This is a genomic window from Bacillus sp. CH_70, assembly GCF_038007045.1.
In the GTDB taxonomy this organism is placed as follows: Bacteria; Bacillota; Bacilli; order Bacillales; family Bacillaceae_G; genus Bacillus_A; species Bacillus_A cereus.
Genome location: NZ_JBBOWL010000001.1, coordinates 3,198,559 through 3,217,596, shown reverse-complemented (window position 1 = coordinate 3,217,596; position 19,038 = coordinate 3,198,559). Strand labels below are relative to the sequence as shown.

Sequence of the window (19,038 nt, the reverse complement as noted above, 5' to 3'; positions counted from 1 at the left end):
TGTAGGAACTAAAATGTGCCGTATAGAAAATTATTTATTTTTACGTAACAATAGATAAGGAATTTATAAAAAAGGAGAGGAGATCGCGTGAAACAATATAATATACCTATAGAAGCAACTTTAGAAATTATCGGTGGAAAGTGGAAGGTCGTCATTTTATGTCACTTAACGAAAGGGACGAAGAGAACGAGTGAGTTGCAACGTCTAATTCCTGAAATTTCTGTGAGAATGTTAACGCAGCAACTACGTGAGCTGGAAGAAGATGGTGTGATTACACGTGAAATTTACAAAGAAATTCCCCCTCGAGTAGAATACTCCCTAACCGATTATGGGTGGTCTTTACAAAATGTATTAAATCAATTAACCGCATGGGGAGAACGATGCATAGATAGAAAAAACACAGAAGTTAAGTGAAATCTCTATATGTAATATTGAAAACACCACCTAATGAAGAGGTGGTGTTTTTCGTTTTAAAACTTTAGAAAGTTGTTATGATGAAAAGTAAAATTTTTGAGGACCTGTTTCAGTCATGGGTACTTAAAAGTGCCTACATCACTTTAAAGTACGTACTATGCTTCATAATATAACCGTTTTATAATGACACTCGTAGCAAGAAGTCATAAAGATTTTAAGCTATGTTCAAAAAGACGTATTAACTAGTATAGTTTTTTGTTCAATTTTTTAGTAGGAGATGTTTTTATGGTTGAAGAACTTTTTTATAAAAAAATACTTAAAAATCTGTTTTCAGATCCAGTTCAAATTACACTTTGGAATGGAGAAACAATACAATATGGCGAAGGGGAACCTCAATTTCATATAACATTCCATAAGCCGCTCTCAAAAAAAGAAATTGCTAAGGATCCTTCTATTGCATTCGGTGAAGCATATATGAATGGGGACCTTGAAATAGAGGGGAATCTTGAAAAAGCAATTCAATCTATTTATAAAAGGCAGGATAGCTTTTTAGGTGATAGTAAGTTGCAATATTTCAAAAGTAAATGGAATTTCTCAAAACAAAAAAATAAAGATGATATTGCTCATCATTATGATATTGGGAACGATTTCTATAAATTATGGCTTGATGAAACAATGACATATTCTTGTGCATATTTCCAAAATGAGCAAGATTCTTTAACGACAGCTCAACATAATAAAGTGAATCATATTTTGAAAAAGTTGAACCTTCAAAAAGGTGATACGCTATTAGACATCGGTTGCGGGTGGGGTGAGCTCATTACAGCTGCCGCTAAGCAGTACGGTGTGAAAGCGATGGGAGTAACGTTAAGTGAGGAACAATTTGCAAAGACTTCCGAGCGAATTAAACAAGAGGGACTTACGGATTTAGTTGAAGTATCTTTACTTGATTACCGCGATATTAAGAATCGTAAATTTGATAAAATTGTTAGTGTAGGTATGATCGAACATGTAGGAAAAGACAACATTACGCAATACTTTGAAACAGTTAACAAACTACTAAATGATGGCGGGATTTCTCTGCTGCATTGCATTACTTCTCCGGCTAATGGTGGTGCTACGAATGGTTGGATTGAAAAATATATATTCCCTGGTGGGTATGTTCCTGCTGTTAACGAATTAATCACGAACATGACAAACGAACAATTTTTCATTGTTGATGTGGAAAGCTTACGTAGACATTACGGGAATACATTACAACATTGGGCTCAAAATTTTGAAAACGTACTAGAGGAAGTTCGCAAAACGAAAGATGAGCAATTTATCCGCATGTGGCGTTTATATTTAAATGCATGTGCAGCTTCGTTCTTTACAGGTAATATTGATTTACATCAATTTGTATTTACAAAAGGGATTAATGATACAATTCCGATGACACGTTCGTATATGTATGAATAAGAGTATATAACTAAGTAGCTCTCAAGTCATTGAGTATAAATAAAATGATGATAGGACATAAGTCTATAACGTAAAGTCGAGATGGGGATCAGAAAAGGATTTCTATCTCGATTTTTTAATATATAATTTTAAAATAAAAACTATATACTTTTAAAGAAAAAATATATAATAAATGTAGAAACGAAAATTTATAAGTAAGGAAGTTGAAGAACATGACATTAACAATGGGCTTTATTGGATTTGGAAAATCAGCTAACCGTTATCACCTACCTTATCTGAAGACACGTAAAAATATAAAAGTAAAAACAATTTTTGTGCGTCAAATAAATAAAGAATTAGCGGCTCCATATGAGGAAAAAGGTGTTTACTTCACTACTGATTTGGACGAATTGTTGAATGACAAAGAAATTCAAGTAGTGACGATTTGTACGCCAGCACATACGCATTATGAATTAGCAAAAAAAGTTATACTAGCCGGAAAATCAGTTATCGTTGAAAAACCATTTTGCGATACAGTAGAACATGCGAAAGAATTATTAGCTTTAGGACGAGAGAAAGGTGTAGTCGTTATGCCTTATCAAAACCGTCGTTTTGATGGTGATTTTTTAGCTGTAAAGCAAGTAGTTGAACAAGGATTCCTTGGTGATATTATTGAGATTGAATCACATATTGATTATTTCCGTCCTGGTTCAATCACTCATGAAGCTCCAAAAGAAGAAGGTTCATTTTACAGTTTAGGTATTCATACGATGGACCGCATGATTTCACTATTCGGCCGTCCAAATACAGTGACATACGATATTCGTAATAATGAAATGGAAGGTGCGGTTGATAACTATTTCGATGTTGGTCTACATTACGGAAATCAGTTGAAGATTAAACTAAAAACGAACCATGTTGTAGCAAAAGATTATCCACGTTTTATCGTTCATGGAACAAATGGCTCATTTATTAAATACGGTGAAGATCAGCAGGAAAATGATTTGAAAGCGGGTATTATGCCTGAGAGTGCAGGATTTGGTGAAGATTCGCCGATGTACTATGGAATTGCTAAGTATCGTAATGCAAATGGTGACTGGATTGAAAAACAAATTAAAACGCCGCTTGGTGATTATGGTCGTTTCTATGATGCAGCTTATGACACAATTGTAAATGGTGCACCAAAACTTGTGAAAGACGAAGAAGCGGTAACGAATATTGAAATCTTGGAAAACGGATTTGCTTCCCCATCACCTTCAGTCTACAAACTTGAGGCTTTACATTTGAATGAATAGAAGCGAGTATGCAGTATAAAGGAGGTATGGAAATGGCAAGCGGATCAACACAAGTAAAATACCTCGGCATTTATCAAAAGATTAAACAGCAAATTTTAGACGGTGAATATAAAATCAATGAAAAAATTCCGAGTAGCCCCGTCCTTGCTGAAGAATTTGATGTTTCAGCACTTACTATTAAAAAAGCGCTGGATCTGTTAGTAAGAGACGGCTACATCATCCGCCGGCGCGGAAGTGGAACAGTGGTGCAAGATTGGCGTCAGCAGGAAAAGGCACGAATGATTCAAACTTTAACAGGTACGAAAGCTGTTTACGGCAGTGAGGTAGAAAGTAAAATTATCGAGTTTGCGATTGTTGGTGCTGATGAAGTAGTTGCTGAGAAATTGGGAGTTTCAATCGGTGATTTCGTCTATAAAATCATTCGCCTCCGCATCATTCACAGCATTCCAACGATTATGGAGCATACATGGATGCCAATTTCGGTTATCCCAGGTGTTAAGGCTTCTGTTTTAGAGGAGTCGATATACTCACATATTCAAAATACACTTGGTCTTGAAGTAGGGACATCTGTTGTCAGGGTTAAAGGAATTCGCCCAGATGATAGGGAAAAGCAGTTTATGAACTTAACAAATCAGGATTTCCTCATGCGAGTTGAACAAGTAGCTTACTTAACGGATGGACGAACTTTTGAATATTCTTATGCAGATCATCTACCGGAAACCTTTGAGTTTGAAACAGTCATTACGGCAAAAAATTATAAAGAGACATAAAAACCGGTTGAGGCAAGTATTGTCTCAACCTATTTTTATGTCTTCTACAGTTATTATTCATCTGCTGTAATCAGCATGGATGTGTTCCCGGTTTTTTCAAGATGAACTTCTCCCCAGGAACAGAGGGAATCGAGTATAGCTCCTAAAGACGAACCGTAATCCGTTAAAGAGTACTCTACTTTTGGTGGTACTTGGTCATATATTTTCCTTTGGATTACACCATCTTCTTCTAGTTCCCGTAATTGTTGGGTTAACATTTTTTGCGTAATACCAGGCATTAAACGTTTTAATTCACTCGTTCTTTTTGTTCCTTTTTTTAAGTGACAAAGGATAACAACTTTCCACTTTCCGCCAATAACTTCTAAAGTCGCTTCTACAGGAATATTGTATGTCTTCATAAAAAAAACTCCTTTGATGAATTTAGATTACAGTTGTGAGCCTACATCCGTTGCAATACTAAAATTATTTCTTTTTAGTACCTATAACACTTTAAAGTGCGTACTATTTATTGTGCTAAATATCGGTCATAATAACCGATGTAAGAGAGAAATAAGCAGAATGGCACTTGAAAATGCATATGTTACTTTTTAGTACCTATAACACTTTAAAGTACGTACTTTTTATTAGGATGAATATAATCCATAATAGCACTTGTAAGCAAGAAATGCGTGAAATGTGCTTTGAAGGAGCCATCATGCTATGGGGAATTTTACATGAGAATAATTTGTTGTGTTATTAAAATTAATCCAAGACTTAACAGTTGATTAATTGAACTGTAAAGTTTAAAATTACAGTAAGATTTTTAAAAGTGAGTTGTTAACGTCTGTAAAATGTAGCATGAATAATAGAGATAAATGAAACATTGCTGAATAATTAACATTATGTGAATTTGATTCTAAACTGTAATTTTTTTTAATACATTTCAATAAGCGATATTTAAAATGTACGTTTAATAACATTAAAGGAGTGAGTTAAATATGGTAATTCTATATACAACAGCAAGCTGTGCTTCATGCCGAAAAGCGAAAGCATGGCTTGAAGAGCATCAAATTGATTATATTGAAAAAAACATCGTATCAAATTCTATGACAGTTGATGAGCTTAAATCGATTCTTCGTTTAACTGAAGAGGGGGCTACTGAAATTATTTCAACTAGATCCAAAACTTTTCAGGACTTAAATATAAATATTGATGAGCTCTCGCTAAATGAATTTTATACATTAATAATTGAGCATCCACTAATGTTGCGTCGCCCGATTATGCTGGATGAAAAAAGATTGCAAATTGGTTTTAACGAAGAAGAAATTCGCAAATTTTTACCACGTAGTGTCCGAACATTTTTAAACATTGAACTGCAAAAGTTGGCTAATTAATAAGTAATAGTATGAAAGAGAAATTTTTTGAAAGGAGGAAACTGAAGGTGATAGAAGTATGCGTTACAGTTAATTATAAAGACAGAAACTATCAAACAAATGTCATTGTGAACAAAGATACGATTTGGACAAAAATTGAACAGTTGGCAGAAGAACAAGTGAAGAAACAGTGGGGTTTTTAAACTTAATTATTTAAACAAATGAAGTTATATGCTAGAGATTATAACTAAATTCAAAATTTTTCAGGTATTAAATATAAATAAGAAATTTTCTTGAAAGGAGGAAGCAGAAGATGATTGAAGTATGTGTTACAGTTAATTATAATGATAGAAATTATCAAACAAATGTTATTGTGAGTAAAGATACGATTTGGACAAAAATTAAACAACTGGCAGAAGAACAAGTGAAGAAACAGTGGAGTGTTTAATTTTATTTTCAACTTAAAAAGCTAAATGAAGTTATCGGATATAGGTGAGACCGGATAGAATATAAAGGAATTAATTTTTTTATGGTAAGAAGTATTCTATATGTTTTAACGTTCTAACCAATCTGTAATATTTATGGCTACAGTATGTTAATATATGAGAAACAATATTTTTAATCGTAGGAGGAAAATCATGAACAGCGACTTTACCTTGGCCATTCACAGTTTAACTTATTTAGCTTTACAGCCAGACCGGATGTCAACAAGTAATGCTATTTCAGAAAGTGCAGGTGTTCATCCAGTACGCATTCGCAAAGTACTAAGTTTGTTAAAAAAACATAAGTTTATACAATCGAAAGAGGGGACTGGTGGCGGTTTTATTTTCGCTCGCGATTTAGATGAAATTAATCTTTGGCATATTTATCAGATAACCTCTGAAGGTGCTTTGCAGCCGAAGTGTCCAGAATCAAACAATCAGTGTGTTGTAGGTTCGAACATGCGAAAAGTTCTTTTCGCTATTTTCTTAGGTGCTGAAGAGCATCTAGGTGAATACTTAAAGAATTATACAATGAAAGAAGTTGTTGACCTTATCAATCAAGAGCGTTAAGCGGCTTAATTATTATATAGCCGTGAGTTCTTAATACTTAAATGTAATGAAAAATATTACAGTATAATTTGTTTTTATATCTTTTTTATCGTCACAAAAAATATTTATAGGAAGGTGAAACGGTATGATGTCAAATAATAATCATGTTTTAAAAGTAGGAGATTGGGTTCGTGGAATATCAAATGAAGGTGAATTAATAGTTGGTTATATTGTATCACTTGATGATGTAGAGGATATAGTTACAGTTAGTATTGTGAAACGTGACGGCCAGTACACAATAAACGAAGCGATTTTACTCTTTAGTAAACACGTTAACAAACTCCCTGAATCAAAGGTAATAAATAAGGAACAAATCCTTTATCTTATAGATCTTGCATTATTAACAGGGGATGAAGAATGGTTTATCGAGCTTTCTTCAAAATTAAACTCGATAAACGAGCTAGTTAATGGGGGAGTTTAATTTTTTAGCTTATGCCCTAATCAATAATATCCTCTCTTTTGTTGCATCTTAATAAAAGAGAGGATTGATGTTATGAAAATAAGATTAACAATGGTTAGCATCATATGTCTGTTTAGTTTTTTATTACCATGCATTTCTGCTCAAGCAATTGTAGAAAAGGAAAATGATATAAACAGAAATTTTGGCATAGATTTAACCGGTTATGAACTTTATTCGTTTGGAGACTTTAACCAATTAGATTATAAGATAACGCCACTTACTCAGTTGTTTTTAGGGATAGTGCAAACAGAAGGTGAGTGGATTAATGAACCACGATTATATATTAAGGGAAATAAAGGTTATTTTCATCTTTTGAAAGCGGACGGTACGAATGTTCTTTATACCGTTGAAAAGAGCGGGGATTTTTGGAGGATTATAGATGTAAAAAGAAAGAAAATCAACAGAATACCTGTACCCAAAAAACTTTTAAAAGAAGTAGTAATTGAGCTCTTATTGGAGCCGATAAGCAAAGAGGTTGAAAACTATTATAAGGAACCAAAACTTTGGTATCGAGGTTCTGAAAAAATACTTGAAATAAGAAAAGATACAACAAATTATACTTTTTATGTAACTGTTCAAATTCAAACTTTTGAGGGTGCACACAATCCGCCTTATGGAGAGGACACAATTACTTTTCGCATAAAAGGAAATGATCTAAAAACGATTCATTACAAACATAGAGATATTTCTGAAGAAGAGTCGAACAAACTACACTTAAGATGACATTGAAGTAATTTGTTTGTGAATCCTTGATAACGATAATTATGTAAATGAGCTGTCCATATGGGGCAGCTTTTTTGCTCAGTGTAGCTTTTTAAATTGTATATGAATTCAATATTAATAATATATATCCTAAAAATTGGTTTTTGTATTTTGTGAATCTTTTCTTTTTACCTACATTAATTATTTATTAGAATATCTTTTATGTTTAAAATAAAATTTTTTAATAAAAGGGGATATAAGTATTTTTAGAATGAGTCACCTAGAAAGACAATATATAATTGTATATTTTTACTAACTAATTCAGCTTTACGCGATAAAAACAATGGCTACATGCTAACTGTAAAATATTATCCATATAAAATTATTCCGCTTTAATATTTCTGAAAATATAAAAATATTAATTTTATAAATATACACGTTATAATGAGGGCGTCGAGAGAAATTTTATTATCTCTGGAGAAAATATAAAAAATGCGATTCTTAGTAAGAAAGGTGTGTGATTAGAGGCGAAATGTATGTAATGTGCTTCAGTGGCTTGTGTAAGCAATATCATCAGTGCTACCGAAGTTATGAAAGTAATGTATAGAATTGAGAAAGAAATGCCTCGCAAATGAAGAGAGGCCGGTTTAGCTAAAATTACTGTTAAAAGTAAAAAAGAGAAACCATTAAAGTAATACACTGTTATTAGAAATGTTGCAACGTATTTATGAGGTCTATTCTATATTGTTCTCTTAAGGGGTCTTTATATAAAGAGCGGATACTTTGAGTAAACTTTTTTGTGAACGCTAACAATTATATTAGGACGCTAACTAGCGAATGTTTCAATTTGGATTCATTATGATGAAGGACATACAATGTGGGGCAACTTGTAAGGAATTCATTTTCCGAAAAGGGAATATTTGTTAGATGCAAAGAGAGATGTAGGAATAGATACAAGGGGGAGTTATTATATGAACGGGAATACTGCAAAGAAAATAGAAGTTCAAGCTGAAAATACCGCACTAAAAAATGAGCAATATGCAGATCCGAAAAAGTGGCATAAGCAGGATACTACATGGGCACTCAGTCTATTTGGAACTGCAATTGGAGCAGGGGTGCTCTTTTTACCGATTAATGCAGGTTCAGGTGGTTTATTATCTTTACTACTAATTACATTGCTTGCATATCCAGTTATGTACTACTCACATAGGGCACTTGCTAAAATGATATACGCTTCTAATTCTGCTGATGAGGGGATCACAGGTACAATTAGAGAGTATTTCGGAAATAAAGCGAGTATCATTTTTAACATCGTATATTTCGGTTCAATTTATACAATCGTACTAATGTATTCGGTTGCGCTTACAAATACTGCAAGTAGTTTTATCGTGCATCAATTGCACATGGCAGAACCTCCAAGGGCTATTTTATCACTTGTATTAGTTCTTGGTCTTATCGCTATACTAAATTTTGGTCAAGATATTACTGTAAAGGTAATGAGTATGTTAGTGTATCCTTTCATAGTTTCTCTACTTTTTATCGCAATATCTTTAATTCCACAGTGGAATACGTCAATGCTTAGTTTTTCAGCTGTTTCAACTGCTTCAACAGGAACAGGCTATTTTGGGACGATATTGATGATTCTACCAATTATCGTATTCTCATTTAATCATTCACCTATGATTTCATCATTTGTTGTGAAACAGAGAGCTACGTATGGAATCGAAGCCACTGATGCTAAATGTGCGCAAATACAAAAGGTTTGTTATATCATGACATTCGCTGTTGTTATGTTCTTCGTTTGGAGTAGCGCATTGAGCTTGACTCCAGATGATATAAAAATGGCAAAAGAACAAAACTTATCAATCCTTTCATATCTTGCTAATGAGCTTAATTCGCCTGTAATCACTATTGCAGCTCCAATTATTGCTTTTGTGGCTATTACAAAGTCTTTCCTTGGCCATTATATAGGAGCATTTGAAGTAATGCGTGACATGATTATTAAGTTCGGTAAATCACGTGGAAAAGATATTGAAGAAAAAACAATTAAGACAATAATCCTTACTTTTGTTGTATTATCATGCTGGTTTGTTGCTTATACAAATCCAAGTATTCTTGGACTTATTGATTCTCTAAGCGGTCCTTTAGTTGCTGCTATTTTATGTCTATTACCGATGTATGCGATTCAAAAAGTACCAGTACTAGCTAAATACAAAGGGAAAATGAGTAACGTATTTGTTATTATTGTAGGTGTACTTACTGTCTTAGCAAGTATTAAGTCATTATTCTAATTCACTACTGTTGGTTTTAGTATCAAAATAGTTGGATCTGAGAAAATAAGGAGCAAGTTTTGAATAGTTTTTTTCAAAACTTGCTCTTAAAATATTCTAAGCAATTAATTTTACAAATAAGTTTATTCATATTAGTCATCTAGCGTTTTGGTCATATACTCATCCAATATTATCAAGACCTAAATCGAAAAATTTTAAATATCAAGCGCCTAACGTATTATATATCCCTAATATGTTAGGCGCTTTTATTTTGGATAATAAATTTTGAACCTAAATTTGAATAGTATATTTCTCTATTTGATGCTTATTTAATATTGTAAAATTTGTATTGAAAATTCGAGGTTTTAAAAGTATCATATACATATTCAAACATTTGAAGATGTATATGATACTTTTTGAAATTGAGGAAAAGTAACGGAGGGATTTCAATGGGAAACGAAATGCAACAATTTAAAGCAGATTTCTTTAAAGCCTTAGCACACCCTTTGCGAATAGGTATCTTAGAATTATTGTCAGAAGGTGAAAAAAGCGTAAACGAAATTCAAGATATTCTAAATAAGGAAGGTTCAGCTATTTCTCAGCAATTAAGTGTACTACGTTCAAAAAACATTGTTGTTGGTAGAAAAGATGGAAAAAGAGTTTTATATTCTTTACGAGACCCTATTATTGTGGATTTATTGGTGGTTGCACGGAAGATTTTTAACAACCATTTAATCGATACGATTTCAATGTTAGAAGAGCTAGATGGAGCAGAAAGTGAAATGATGGCTAAGGAGGGATAGGTTGAGTATTGAGGTTAAGAAAGAAGATATCATCCAACATGGAATTGAAACATTTCGCTCATTAGGAGCTCATTACGTTTGTGAAGTTTGTATAAAAAGTGGAAATTCTTGTTGTTTTTCATGCCAACATTTACAAGATGGAGTTGGATGTCGAAAAAGAAATACTGCTTGTACAGCTTGGTTATGTGGAATTCAAGGTTTTTTATTTGATCAAATAGGATTACTGGATGAATGGAATCGTTTTTGGAGTGAAATTCCAGGACAAATGTTTCGTAGAGATATTACTCCAGATAAGGTAAGGATTAGATCGTTTATTGATACAAAGAAGCTAGATAGTCGAGCCGGAGAACGTTTAGCAGAAAGATTGAAATCCTATGTACAACAAGGTGGAGATATAGGTGAATTGGAGTGTCATTTAAGTAAAACATATAGTAAATATTAGGGTGTTTTTTATTTTTGTGAAAAGGACAATTTTCTGTATAAGGGACCGAGAAATACATTTGTAATCCAGATCTATTAAAAATAGAAAAGAAGGGTTTGTAATGAGAAAGTTATTTACAGGAAGGTTTGAAGGATATTCATTAGCACATTTTCAAAAGGATCTTCTTTCAGGAATGATTGTTGGAGTTGTTGCGATTCCACTTGCTATGTCTTTTGCTATAGCCTCTGGTGTTAAGCCAGAGTATGGGATTTATACAACCTGTATTGCTGGAATACTCATTTCACTGTTTGGTGGTTCGAAGTATCAAATTGGAGGACCTACAGGTGCTTTTGTTCCGATTCTTTTAGGAGTTGTAATTACCTATGGATACGAAAATTTACTACTCGCGGGTTTGTTAGCTGGAATTATTTTATGTCTTATGGGAATCTTCAAACTAGGCTCTTTAATTAAGTTTATTCCACGTCCTGTAACAATTGGTTTTACTTCAGGTATTGCTGTTATTATCTTTACGGGACAAATTGCTAGTTTTTTAGGTTTAACAGGTATAAAAAAGCATGAGGAATTTCTAGCAAATTTGAAGGAACTCTTCACTCATATCAGTACTACCAATTTTTATAGTGTTATAACTGCTTTGATTTGCTTTTTTGTTATACTCATAACACCAAAGATTTTACCAAAAGTGCCTGGTTCATTAGTAGGTGTTGTTATTTCAACTGTAATTGCAACTGTATTTTTCTCAGGTCATGTACCTACTATTGGTACAGCATATGGCACGATTCCAAATACACTTCCTCAGTTTGATATACCAGAAATCACATTAGAACGTATAAAACAGTTAATTGGTCCTGCATTTGTTATTGCGATGCTCGGTGGAATTGAGTCGCTTTTATCCGCTGTCGTGGCAGATGGTATGACAAATAGTAAACACAACAGTAACAAAGAGCTTGTCGGTCAGGGGATTGCAAATATTGTTACCCCGTTATTTGGCGGGATTCCAGCGACTGGAGCAATTGCTCGTACAGCGACTAATATTAAGAGTGGGGCTGTATCTCCGATGTCGGGTATTATTCATGGGGGATTTGTGTTATTGACACTTTTACTGTTAGCTCCATATGCTTCACATATTCCTCTTGCTAGTATGGCTCCCATTTTAATGGTGGTAGCTTGGAATATGAGCGAACAAAAACATTTTTATCACATACTCAAAATGAAGACAGGAGATTCCCTTGTATTACTAGTAACATTTTTACTTACTGTATTTACTAGTTTAACAACAGCTGTGGAGATTGGTCTTATTTTAGCTGTTATTTTGTTTACAAAACGTATGAGTAATATGCTTGTTATATCTAAAGTGCTTCCTGATCATACAAAAAAGAATGAAAAATTGTTATCGCATGTGGTAAATAAAGCTCATGATTGTCCACAAATTAGTATTTATACAATAGAAGGGCCATTATTCTTTGGGGCTGCTCAAACATTTGAACAAAATATTTTAGCGACTATTCATTATAAACCTAAAGTTTTAATTTTACGTATGGGAAAAGTTCCTTTTATTGATACCACAGGAGAGTCTTACTTTAGGAATATTGTTCAGCACTTCAAAAAACAAGGTGGCGTACTTCTTATTTCTGGAATTCAATCAGAGCTAAAAGCCAATCTAGATAAGAATGGATTGTATGCTGAAATTGGGAAAGAAAACTTTTTTGATCATACCGGGGAAGCAATTAATTGTGCTTTAGGACATCTGAATACAAAAAAATGTATAGGGTGTAAGCATTTTGCTTTTCATGAGTGTACAGGGCTTTCTCAGCAATCGCAGGAAATCAATACAATAAAGAATAAAGTAAATGCATTAGATTTTTAAAAATTTCACTTCACATACAAAGTTTGTTTGATTTAATCTACTTTTTCATCATTTTATTAAAAAATAGAGAAGAAGAAAGTTTGCTTTGGAGAATGTGGAGAAGATTTTTTACAAGATGTGAACAAGTAGTTTTTTTTATACATTCAACAAATAAGTATCAAACAGTAAGAAGAGAATATTTTCCGTATATTTAAACGGAAAAGGGAAATTAAAAATAATATTTATTTAATAGAATACACGAAAACGAGTGGAGGAAATAAAAATATGTCTAATTTACCAAATTGTCCAAAATGTAATTCAGAATACACTTACGAAGATGGGAATCTTTTTGTTTGTCCAGAATGTGCTCATGAGTGGACTTTAGAATTAGAAGCTGAAAATAGTGAAGATACAAAGGTAATTAAAGATGCAAATGGAAATATTTTAAACGATGGTGATTCTGTAACAGTAATTAAAGATCTTAAAGTAAAAGGAACTTCATCAGTTGTAAAAATTGGTACAAAAGTAAAGAGTATCCGATTAGTTGATGGAGATCATGATATTGATTGTAAAATTGATGGTTTTGGAGCTATGAAATTAAAATCTGAATTTGTTAAAAAGGTATAAATACAATTTTGTTACATCAAAATTAGTTTGAAGTTAATGAATATACACTGTTTTTCAGCTGTACCCCGTGCCCAACAACTTAAGAATTTCGAATTACCTTGAAATGATAAAATGAACTTTTGGTTATGATTCAGCAGATTTTTTTGGGGAGTACTATGAAATTTTAGCTTGCTAGCAATATAGTACAGCCGAAATATTTGAAATAGCTATAAGACTATTCTTTCGATGGTATGATGAAAGATATGGAAACGGAATAGGTGTCAATCAGACCTCAATATTAATCTTGACCATTAGCAACAAAAACCACCTCTCATAAAGGTGGTTTTTCAGTATTAATATATTTTAATTAGTCACGTCTAAATGGCCCTTTTGGAGCAATTAGCTCTAAATTAGTACCATCTGGATTACGGAAGTAGGCAACTCCTGTACCAAATCCAGATTTCAAGCCGTTTTCTTGAAAGATAATTGGTTCTCCATATGGGTGCTATCTTATGCCCATCAGGCTAATAAAATGGATTGCCTCTGAAACAAAAAAATGATTTTTATTACTATAAAAAACGTAAAGTATCTGTTTTTAGAAAAAATTAATTTTTATAAATTGATGGAGATATAGCTCAATTCTTTTATATATTTAGTTAAATATGATTGTCAGAATGAACTTAAAGTAATTATGATTTCTAGAAATGCGAACTGATGTTTTGAATTGGTTTAAAGTTGCTAGAACAAAATAAAACCAATTGAGCAAAAAAACTTGCAAAAATAAAAAGAGAGATGTATATTGATTGATGTATCAATAATTGATATATCAATTAATATTTTGACAAGAAAGAAAAGGAACATTTTATGAAGGAAATGTTCGTAAATATCAGTGGAGAAGAACGCAAAATACTTATTCATGTTCTATTACAGATGCAAAAAAATGTAGAGAATATTAAAGAATAGAGAGTGTAGGGGGGCAGAATAGTGTGGAAATAATCGCAGCTATTTTAGTCGGGATCGTAGCATTAGAACATTTGTTTATCATGATCCTTGAAATGTTTTTTATTGATTCAAAAGTAGCGAAACGTGCTTTCAAATTACCGAAGCATTTAGAAGGAGATCGAAACGTAGCCATTATGTTTGCAAACCAAGGTTTATATAATGGATTTTTAGCGGCTGGTCTCATTTGGGGACTTGTACTTGGACTCAATCCAATTGGTTATATGGTCCAATTATTTTTCGTGATTTGTGTGGTGGTAGCAGCTATTTTCGGAGGTTTCACATCTAATAAATCAATTATTGTGAAACAAGGACTTCCAGCTGTTTTAGCACTGGTTGCCCTTTTATGTATGATATAGAATCAAAGTTTCTCAATAAAAGAACTCATTTTTGAAAAGAATACGCTATTCTTTCTTTAAAATTATAGGAAAGGATGGCGTTTTTGTATGTCTATTTCTATAAGTAGTGAATTATAACTATTCCCTCAAGGGACTCAACTGCTTTTCAGCTTTTGGATATATTTTCATCCATCTTTGTTTCCTCCTATTGTTGGATAGTGTAATAATTGATAAAAATTTTGATGAAATTGGATTATAACGATTGATCAAAAAAGTTAGTGATTAAAAATATTATTCTTTAGTACATACATTTTTAAGATGTTAAATATATTTCATAATAGTCTCTGTAAGATAGGGATAAGTAGAATAGTACTTTAAAGTACCTATAGCACTTTAAAGTGCGTACTTTTTATAACTTTGAATATCATTCATAATAGCACCAGTAAGAAGAAAACAAGCTTTACGGTACTACTAGTTACCAACGATGTTACAGCAGTTTATTTGGAATCAGATTGATTGAAAGGTTGTACTATATGGCCTAATAATTTCGAAAAAATGTCGGTGTGGCATAAAACAATTATGGAGGTTAAAGATATGAGTACTTCAAATTTGAATGAAATAAGTAAACAAATTTTAAAAGAGGAGGAAACGCTTCAATTTTCCTCTTTTACAAATGAAGATGTCTTGCAACTAGGTTTATTTATCGTTGAAACAGCAAAGCGAGAGGGGAAATTGATTGCTGTTGATATAACGAAAAATGGTGTGCAATTATTTCATTTCAAGATGACAGGGACAAATGCGGAAAATACGAAATGGATTGAGCGTAAAAAACGAGTCGTTTCCCTGCATGATCGTAGCTCGTATTATATGCAGATACAAAGTGAAATAACTGGAATTTCATATAATGAAAAATATCTTTTAGATACTTCGGAATATGCTGCGTTTGGTGGATGCTTTCCTATCAGGATAAAAAACGTAGGGGTTATTGGAATGATAACAGTTTCAGGATTACCACCAGAAGAAGATCACGAATTGGTAGTAAGAGCAGTTAAAAATCATTTGAACCAATAGTTGTAACTAGTCAATAGATAATTAATTTTAGGGGGCAATACTATGCCATTAATCGAGCTAAATACTTGGCCAACCATGTCAGCAGAAGAAAAGAAGGAATTTATTTATAGTGTAACGGAACTTACAATAAAACTATTAAAAATTGTCCCTGACAAAATTCAAGTGTTGATAAAGGAACTTGAGAAAGAAAACTGGGGGAAAGCTGGGGCTGTAGCAAGTGATGCTACCTTTGCTGAGAAAAGTAGGGTGTCCAATTGGGAGACAAAAGAGTCTTACGATACACCAGGTCGTAACGTTAATGGAATGGCTATTATTAAGATTGATATATGGAATACATTTGATCAAGAGACAAAGGATAAGTGGGTAAACGAACTTACACAAGTAACATCTAAATATACTCATGCACCTTTGGATAAAGTACTAATTCTTATTCGCGAAATGATTCCAGGGAACTGGGGACAAAGTGGTGTAACAGGAGCTAATGCAGATTTCCTTTCCAGAAGTCGTACATTTTAATCGTTAAATAAAAAAGGCAAAAATGAACACATTTCTGTTCGTTTTTGCCTTTTTATTATTTGTCTGTGGTAATGAACATGATCCTTTATATGTTTAAGTAATGTCCTCTAAAGTTGCCTCTACGGGAAAAGTGTATTTCTTCATTTGAAAGTCTTTTTCATGGAATGTAGATTTCAATTTTTGAGCAAAATAAGTTAGGTTATATAAATGTTACTTTTTAGTACCTATAGTACTTTAAAGTACGTACTTTTTATTATGTTAAATATCATTCATAATAGCACATGTGAGAGGGAACAAGCTTTATGGTACTAGTAATTAACTATGTTACTTTTTAGTACCTACAGCACTTTAAAGTGCGTACTATTCATTATGTTAAATATATTTCATAATAGTACATGTAGGAAAGAGACAAGCTTTACGGTACTAAAAAGAGAATGCAACCATTCATAATAGCGTTTGTAGAGATTAAATATGTTTTTTAGAAGATAAAAGGGCCTTTTTATCGCACTATTATGATAGGAATTATAGGGAAGAGGGGGAACTTAATTGAATTCATATACAGCATCGTCTTCAGAAGTTCAGATGAATCGAAGAAGTATATTTGCGTTGTTAGCGTTAGCAATTAGTGCGTTCGGGATTGGGACAACTGAATTTGTTAGTGTTGGTTTATTACCATCTATTTCGGAAGATTTACATGTGTCGGTTACAACGGCTGGTTTAACAGTTTCTTTATATGCGTTAGGCGTAGCGTTTGGGGCTCCAGTATTAACGTCATTAACAGCTAATATGTCACGAAAAACGTTATTAATGTGGATTATGATTATTTTCATTATTGGTAACGGAATCGCAGCGGTAGCAACAAGCTTCACTGTATTACTTATTGCGCGAATTGTTTCTGCACTTTCGCATGGTGTGTTTATGTCAATTGGTTCAACAATTGCTGCGGCACTTGTACCAGAAAATAAACGTGCTAGCGCGATTGCAATTATGTTTACCGGCGTAACAGTTGCGACTATTACAGGGGCACCAATTGGAACATTTATTGGTCAACAATTTGGCTGGAGAACATCATTTTTAGCAATTGTAGTAATTGGAATTATTGCCTTAATCGCAAATAGTATTCTCATTCCATCTAATATGAAAAAAGGTACGTCTGTATCATTCCGCGATCAGTTTAAATTGATTACGAACGGAAGACTGTTACTAGTTTTCATCATTACTGCATTAGGATATGGGGGAACATTCGTAACATTTACGTATTTATCTCCGTTATTACAAGAAGTAACAGGATTTAAAGCTAATACGGTTACTATCATTTTATTAGTGTATGGAATCGCCATTGCGATAGGGAATGTGATTGGCGGAAAATTATCGAATCATAATCCAATTCGAGCGCTATTCTACATGTTCTTTATTCAAGCGATTATATTATTTGTTTTAACATTTACGGCACCATTTAAGGTAGCTGGGTTAATCACTATTATTTTAATGGGGCTATTCGCATTTATGAATGTTCCAGGGTTACAAGTATATGTCGTAATGTTAGCTGAACGATTTGTACCGAGTGCTGTCGATGTTGCATCGGCAATTAATATTGCGGCGTTTAATGCTGGGATTGCCCTTGGTGCTTATTTAGGTGGTATTGTAACGAACTTGTTAGGGTTAATTCATACAGCTTGGGTAGGCGGCATTATGGTAGTAGGTGCTGTTATTTTAACAGCATGGAGCATGACATTAGAAAAAAGAGATCAAGTAAAATAAAAGGAGAGAAAATAAAATGAAAAATTTACAAAGTAAAACAGTATTAAGTAATGGTGTGGAAATGCCTTGGTTTGGTTTAGGTGTATTTAAAGTAGAAGAAGGACCAGAACTTGTAGAAGCGATTAAATCAGCAATTAAAGCAGGATACCGCAGCATCGATACAGCTGCAATTTATGGAAATGAAGCAGCTGTAGGTGAGGGGATTCGTGCCGGTATTGAAACAACTGGTATTTCAAGAGAAGAATTATTTATTACTTCAAAAGTATGGAACGCAGATCAAGGATATGAAGAAACGATTGCTGCATACGAAGAGAGCTTAAAAAAATTAAAGCTAGATTATTTAGATTTATATCTTGTTCACTGGCCTGTAGAAGGGAAATATAAAGATACATGGAGAGCGTTAGAAACACTTTATAAAGAAAAGCGTGTACGTGCAATTGGCGTAAGTAATTTCCAAATTCACCATCTGCAAGATGTAATAAAAGATGCAGAAATTAAGCCGATGATCAATCAAGTAGAATACCATCCTCGTTTAACACAAAAAGAATTACAAGCTTTCTGTAAAGAACAAGGTATTCAAATGGAAGCATGGTCACCACTTATGCAAGGTCAATTATTAGATAATGAAACCTTACAGGCAATTGCTGAGAAACATGGTAAAACAACAGCACAAGTGATTTTACGTTGGGACCTTCAAAATGAAGTGATCACAATTCCAAAATCAACGAAAGAGCACCGCATTATTGCAAATGCAGATGTATTTAACTTTGAATTAACGAAAGAAGATATGGAAAAAATCGATGCATTAAATCAAAATCACCGCGTTGGTCCAGATCCTGATAACTTTGATTTCTAATAGAAATGAGTA

21 protein-coding genes and 1 pseudogene are annotated in these 19,038 nt (G+C 33.1%); 20 read left to right on the top strand and 2 right to left on the bottom strand.

Annotation, left to right across the window (positions count from 1 at the left end; genetic code table 11):
* Positions 1-87 precede the first annotated feature (87 nt).
* The 4 genes from N2V79_RS16305 (at position 88) to N2V79_RS16290 (ending at position 3,916) form a co-directional block, all read left to right on the top strand.
* Positions 88-414, top strand: a complete 327-nt coding sequence (locus tag N2V79_RS16305) for a winged helix-turn-helix transcriptional regulator (RefSeq protein ID WP_000816339.1) — start codon at positions 88-90, stop codon at positions 412-414.
* Positions 415-699: 285 nt separating this feature from the next.
* Positions 700-1,872, top strand: a complete 1,173-nt coding sequence (locus N2V79_RS16300) for a cyclopropane-fatty-acyl-phospholipid synthase (RefSeq protein WP_053563927.1) — start codon at positions 700-702, stop codon at positions 1,870-1,872.
* 212 nt (positions 1,873-2,084) lie between these two features.
* Positions 2,085-3,146, top strand: coding sequence for an oxidoreductase (locus tag N2V79_RS16295; protein WP_340720075.1), 1,062 nt, complete (start codon positions 2,085-2,087; stop codon positions 3,144-3,146).
* A 32-nt stretch (positions 3,147-3,178) separates the two neighbouring features.
* Positions 3,179-3,916: a GntR family transcriptional regulator gene (locus N2V79_RS16290; protein ID WP_078401044.1), complete on the top strand. Its 738-nt coding sequence runs from the start codon at positions 3,179-3,181 to the stop codon at positions 3,914-3,916.
* Between the two features lie 53 nt (positions 3,917-3,969).
* On the opposite strand, the gene N2V79_RS16285 is transcribed toward N2V79_RS16290, so the two are convergent.
* Positions 3,970-4,314 (bottom strand): winged helix-turn-helix transcriptional regulator, encoded by a 345-nt coding sequence (locus N2V79_RS16285; RefSeq protein WP_000860826.1) that lies wholly within the window; start codon positions 4,312-4,314, stop codon positions 3,970-3,972.
* A gap of 579 nt (positions 4,315-4,893) precedes the next feature.
* On the opposite strand from N2V79_RS16285, the gene spxA reads away from it, so the two are divergent.
* The 11 genes from spxA (at position 4,894) to N2V79_RS16230 (ending at position 13,506) form a co-directional block, all read left to right on the top strand.
* Complete coding sequence (gene spxA, locus N2V79_RS16280) at positions 4,894-5,289, top strand: transcriptional regulator SpxA (protein ID WP_000236189.1); 396 nt, start codon at positions 4,894-4,896, stop codon at positions 5,287-5,289.
* Positions 5,290-5,336: 47 nt separating this feature from the next.
* Positions 5,337-5,471: a BA3454 family stress response protein gene (locus N2V79_RS16275; protein WP_000573515.1), complete on the top strand. Its 135-nt coding sequence runs from the start codon at positions 5,337-5,339 to the stop codon at positions 5,469-5,471.
* A gap of 110 nt (positions 5,472-5,581) precedes the next feature.
* The gene (locus N2V79_RS16270; protein WP_000573532.1) at positions 5,582-5,716 is read left to right on the top strand and encodes a BA3454 family stress response protein; all 135 of its coding nucleotides are present in this window, start codon (positions 5,582-5,584) and stop codon (positions 5,714-5,716) included.
* Positions 5,717-5,906: 190 nt separating this feature from the next.
* Positions 5,907-6,320 (top strand): Rrf2-family transcriptional regulator SaiR, encoded by a 414-nt coding sequence (saiR, locus tag N2V79_RS16265; protein WP_001083465.1) that lies wholly within the window; start codon positions 5,907-5,909, stop codon positions 6,318-6,320.
* A gap of 124 nt (positions 6,321-6,444) precedes the next feature.
* Positions 6,445-6,780: an IDEAL domain-containing protein gene (locus N2V79_RS16260; RefSeq protein WP_000987464.1), complete on the top strand. Its 336-nt coding sequence runs from the start codon at positions 6,445-6,447 to the stop codon at positions 6,778-6,780.
* A 72-nt stretch (positions 6,781-6,852) separates the two neighbouring features.
* Positions 6,853-7,542, top strand: a complete 690-nt coding sequence (locus tag N2V79_RS16255) for a DUF3888 domain-containing protein (protein WP_078401043.1) — start codon at positions 6,853-6,855, stop codon at positions 7,540-7,542.
* Between the two features lie 950 nt (positions 7,543-8,492).
* Positions 8,493-9,812 carry an aromatic amino acid transport family protein gene (locus N2V79_RS16250; RefSeq protein ID WP_001014163.1) on the top strand — a complete coding sequence of 440 codons (1,320 nt, stop codon included), beginning with the start codon at positions 8,493-8,495 and terminating at the stop codon, positions 9,810-9,812.
* A gap of 428 nt (positions 9,813-10,240) precedes the next feature.
* Positions 10,241-10,594, top strand: a complete 354-nt coding sequence (locus N2V79_RS16245; protein ID WP_016080855.1) for an ArsR/SmtB family transcription factor — start codon at positions 10,241-10,243, stop codon at positions 10,592-10,594.
* A gap of 1 nt (position 10,595) precedes the next feature.
* Entirely contained in the window at positions 10,596-11,036 is a 441-nt protein-coding gene (locus tag N2V79_RS16240; RefSeq protein ID WP_000021461.1) for a hypothetical protein, read from the top strand.
* A gap of 100 nt (positions 11,037-11,136) precedes the next feature.
* A complete protein-coding gene (locus N2V79_RS16235; RefSeq protein WP_001228485.1) occupies positions 11,137-12,900 on the top strand; it encodes a SulP family inorganic anion transporter in 1,764 nt (587 codons plus the stop codon).
* A gap of 264 nt (positions 12,901-13,164) precedes the next feature.
* Positions 13,165-13,506 carry a zinc ribbon domain-containing protein YjdM gene (locus N2V79_RS16230; RefSeq protein WP_000067658.1) on the top strand — a complete coding sequence of 114 codons (342 nt, stop codon included), beginning with the start codon at positions 13,165-13,167 and terminating at the stop codon, positions 13,504-13,506.
* A 346-nt stretch (positions 13,507-13,852) separates the two neighbouring features.
* Here N2V79_RS16230 and N2V79_RS16225 read toward each other — a convergent pair.
* Positions 13,853-13,987: pseudogene (locus N2V79_RS16225) on the bottom strand (VOC family protein); the annotation flags it as partial.
* 484 nt (positions 13,988-14,471) lie between these two features.
* Between N2V79_RS16225 and N2V79_RS16220 the strand changes: the two are divergent.
* From N2V79_RS16220 to N2V79_RS16200, 5 genes are all read left to right on the top strand, one after another.
* Complete coding sequence (locus N2V79_RS16220; protein ID WP_000402473.1) at positions 14,472-14,843, top strand: DUF1304 domain-containing protein; 372 nt, start codon at positions 14,472-14,474, stop codon at positions 14,841-14,843.
* Between the two features lie 534 nt (positions 14,844-15,377).
* Entirely contained in the window at positions 15,378-15,893 is a 516-nt protein-coding gene (locus N2V79_RS16215) for a heme-degrading domain-containing protein (RefSeq protein ID WP_340720344.1), read from the top strand.
* 42 nt (positions 15,894-15,935) lie between these two features.
* Positions 15,936-16,409, top strand: a complete 474-nt coding sequence (locus N2V79_RS16210; protein ID WP_242806512.1) for a tautomerase family protein — start codon at positions 15,936-15,938, stop codon at positions 16,407-16,409.
* 582 nt (positions 16,410-16,991) lie between these two features.
* Positions 16,992-18,170, top strand: a complete 1,179-nt coding sequence (locus N2V79_RS16205) for an MFS transporter (protein ID WP_340720343.1) — start codon at positions 16,992-16,994, stop codon at positions 18,168-18,170.
* 16 nt (positions 18,171-18,186) lie between these two features.
* Positions 18,187-19,026, top strand: a complete 840-nt coding sequence (locus N2V79_RS16200) for an aldo/keto reductase (RefSeq protein WP_000793565.1) — start codon at positions 18,187-18,189, stop codon at positions 19,024-19,026.
* The last annotated feature ends 12 nt before the right edge of the window (positions 19,027-19,038 follow it).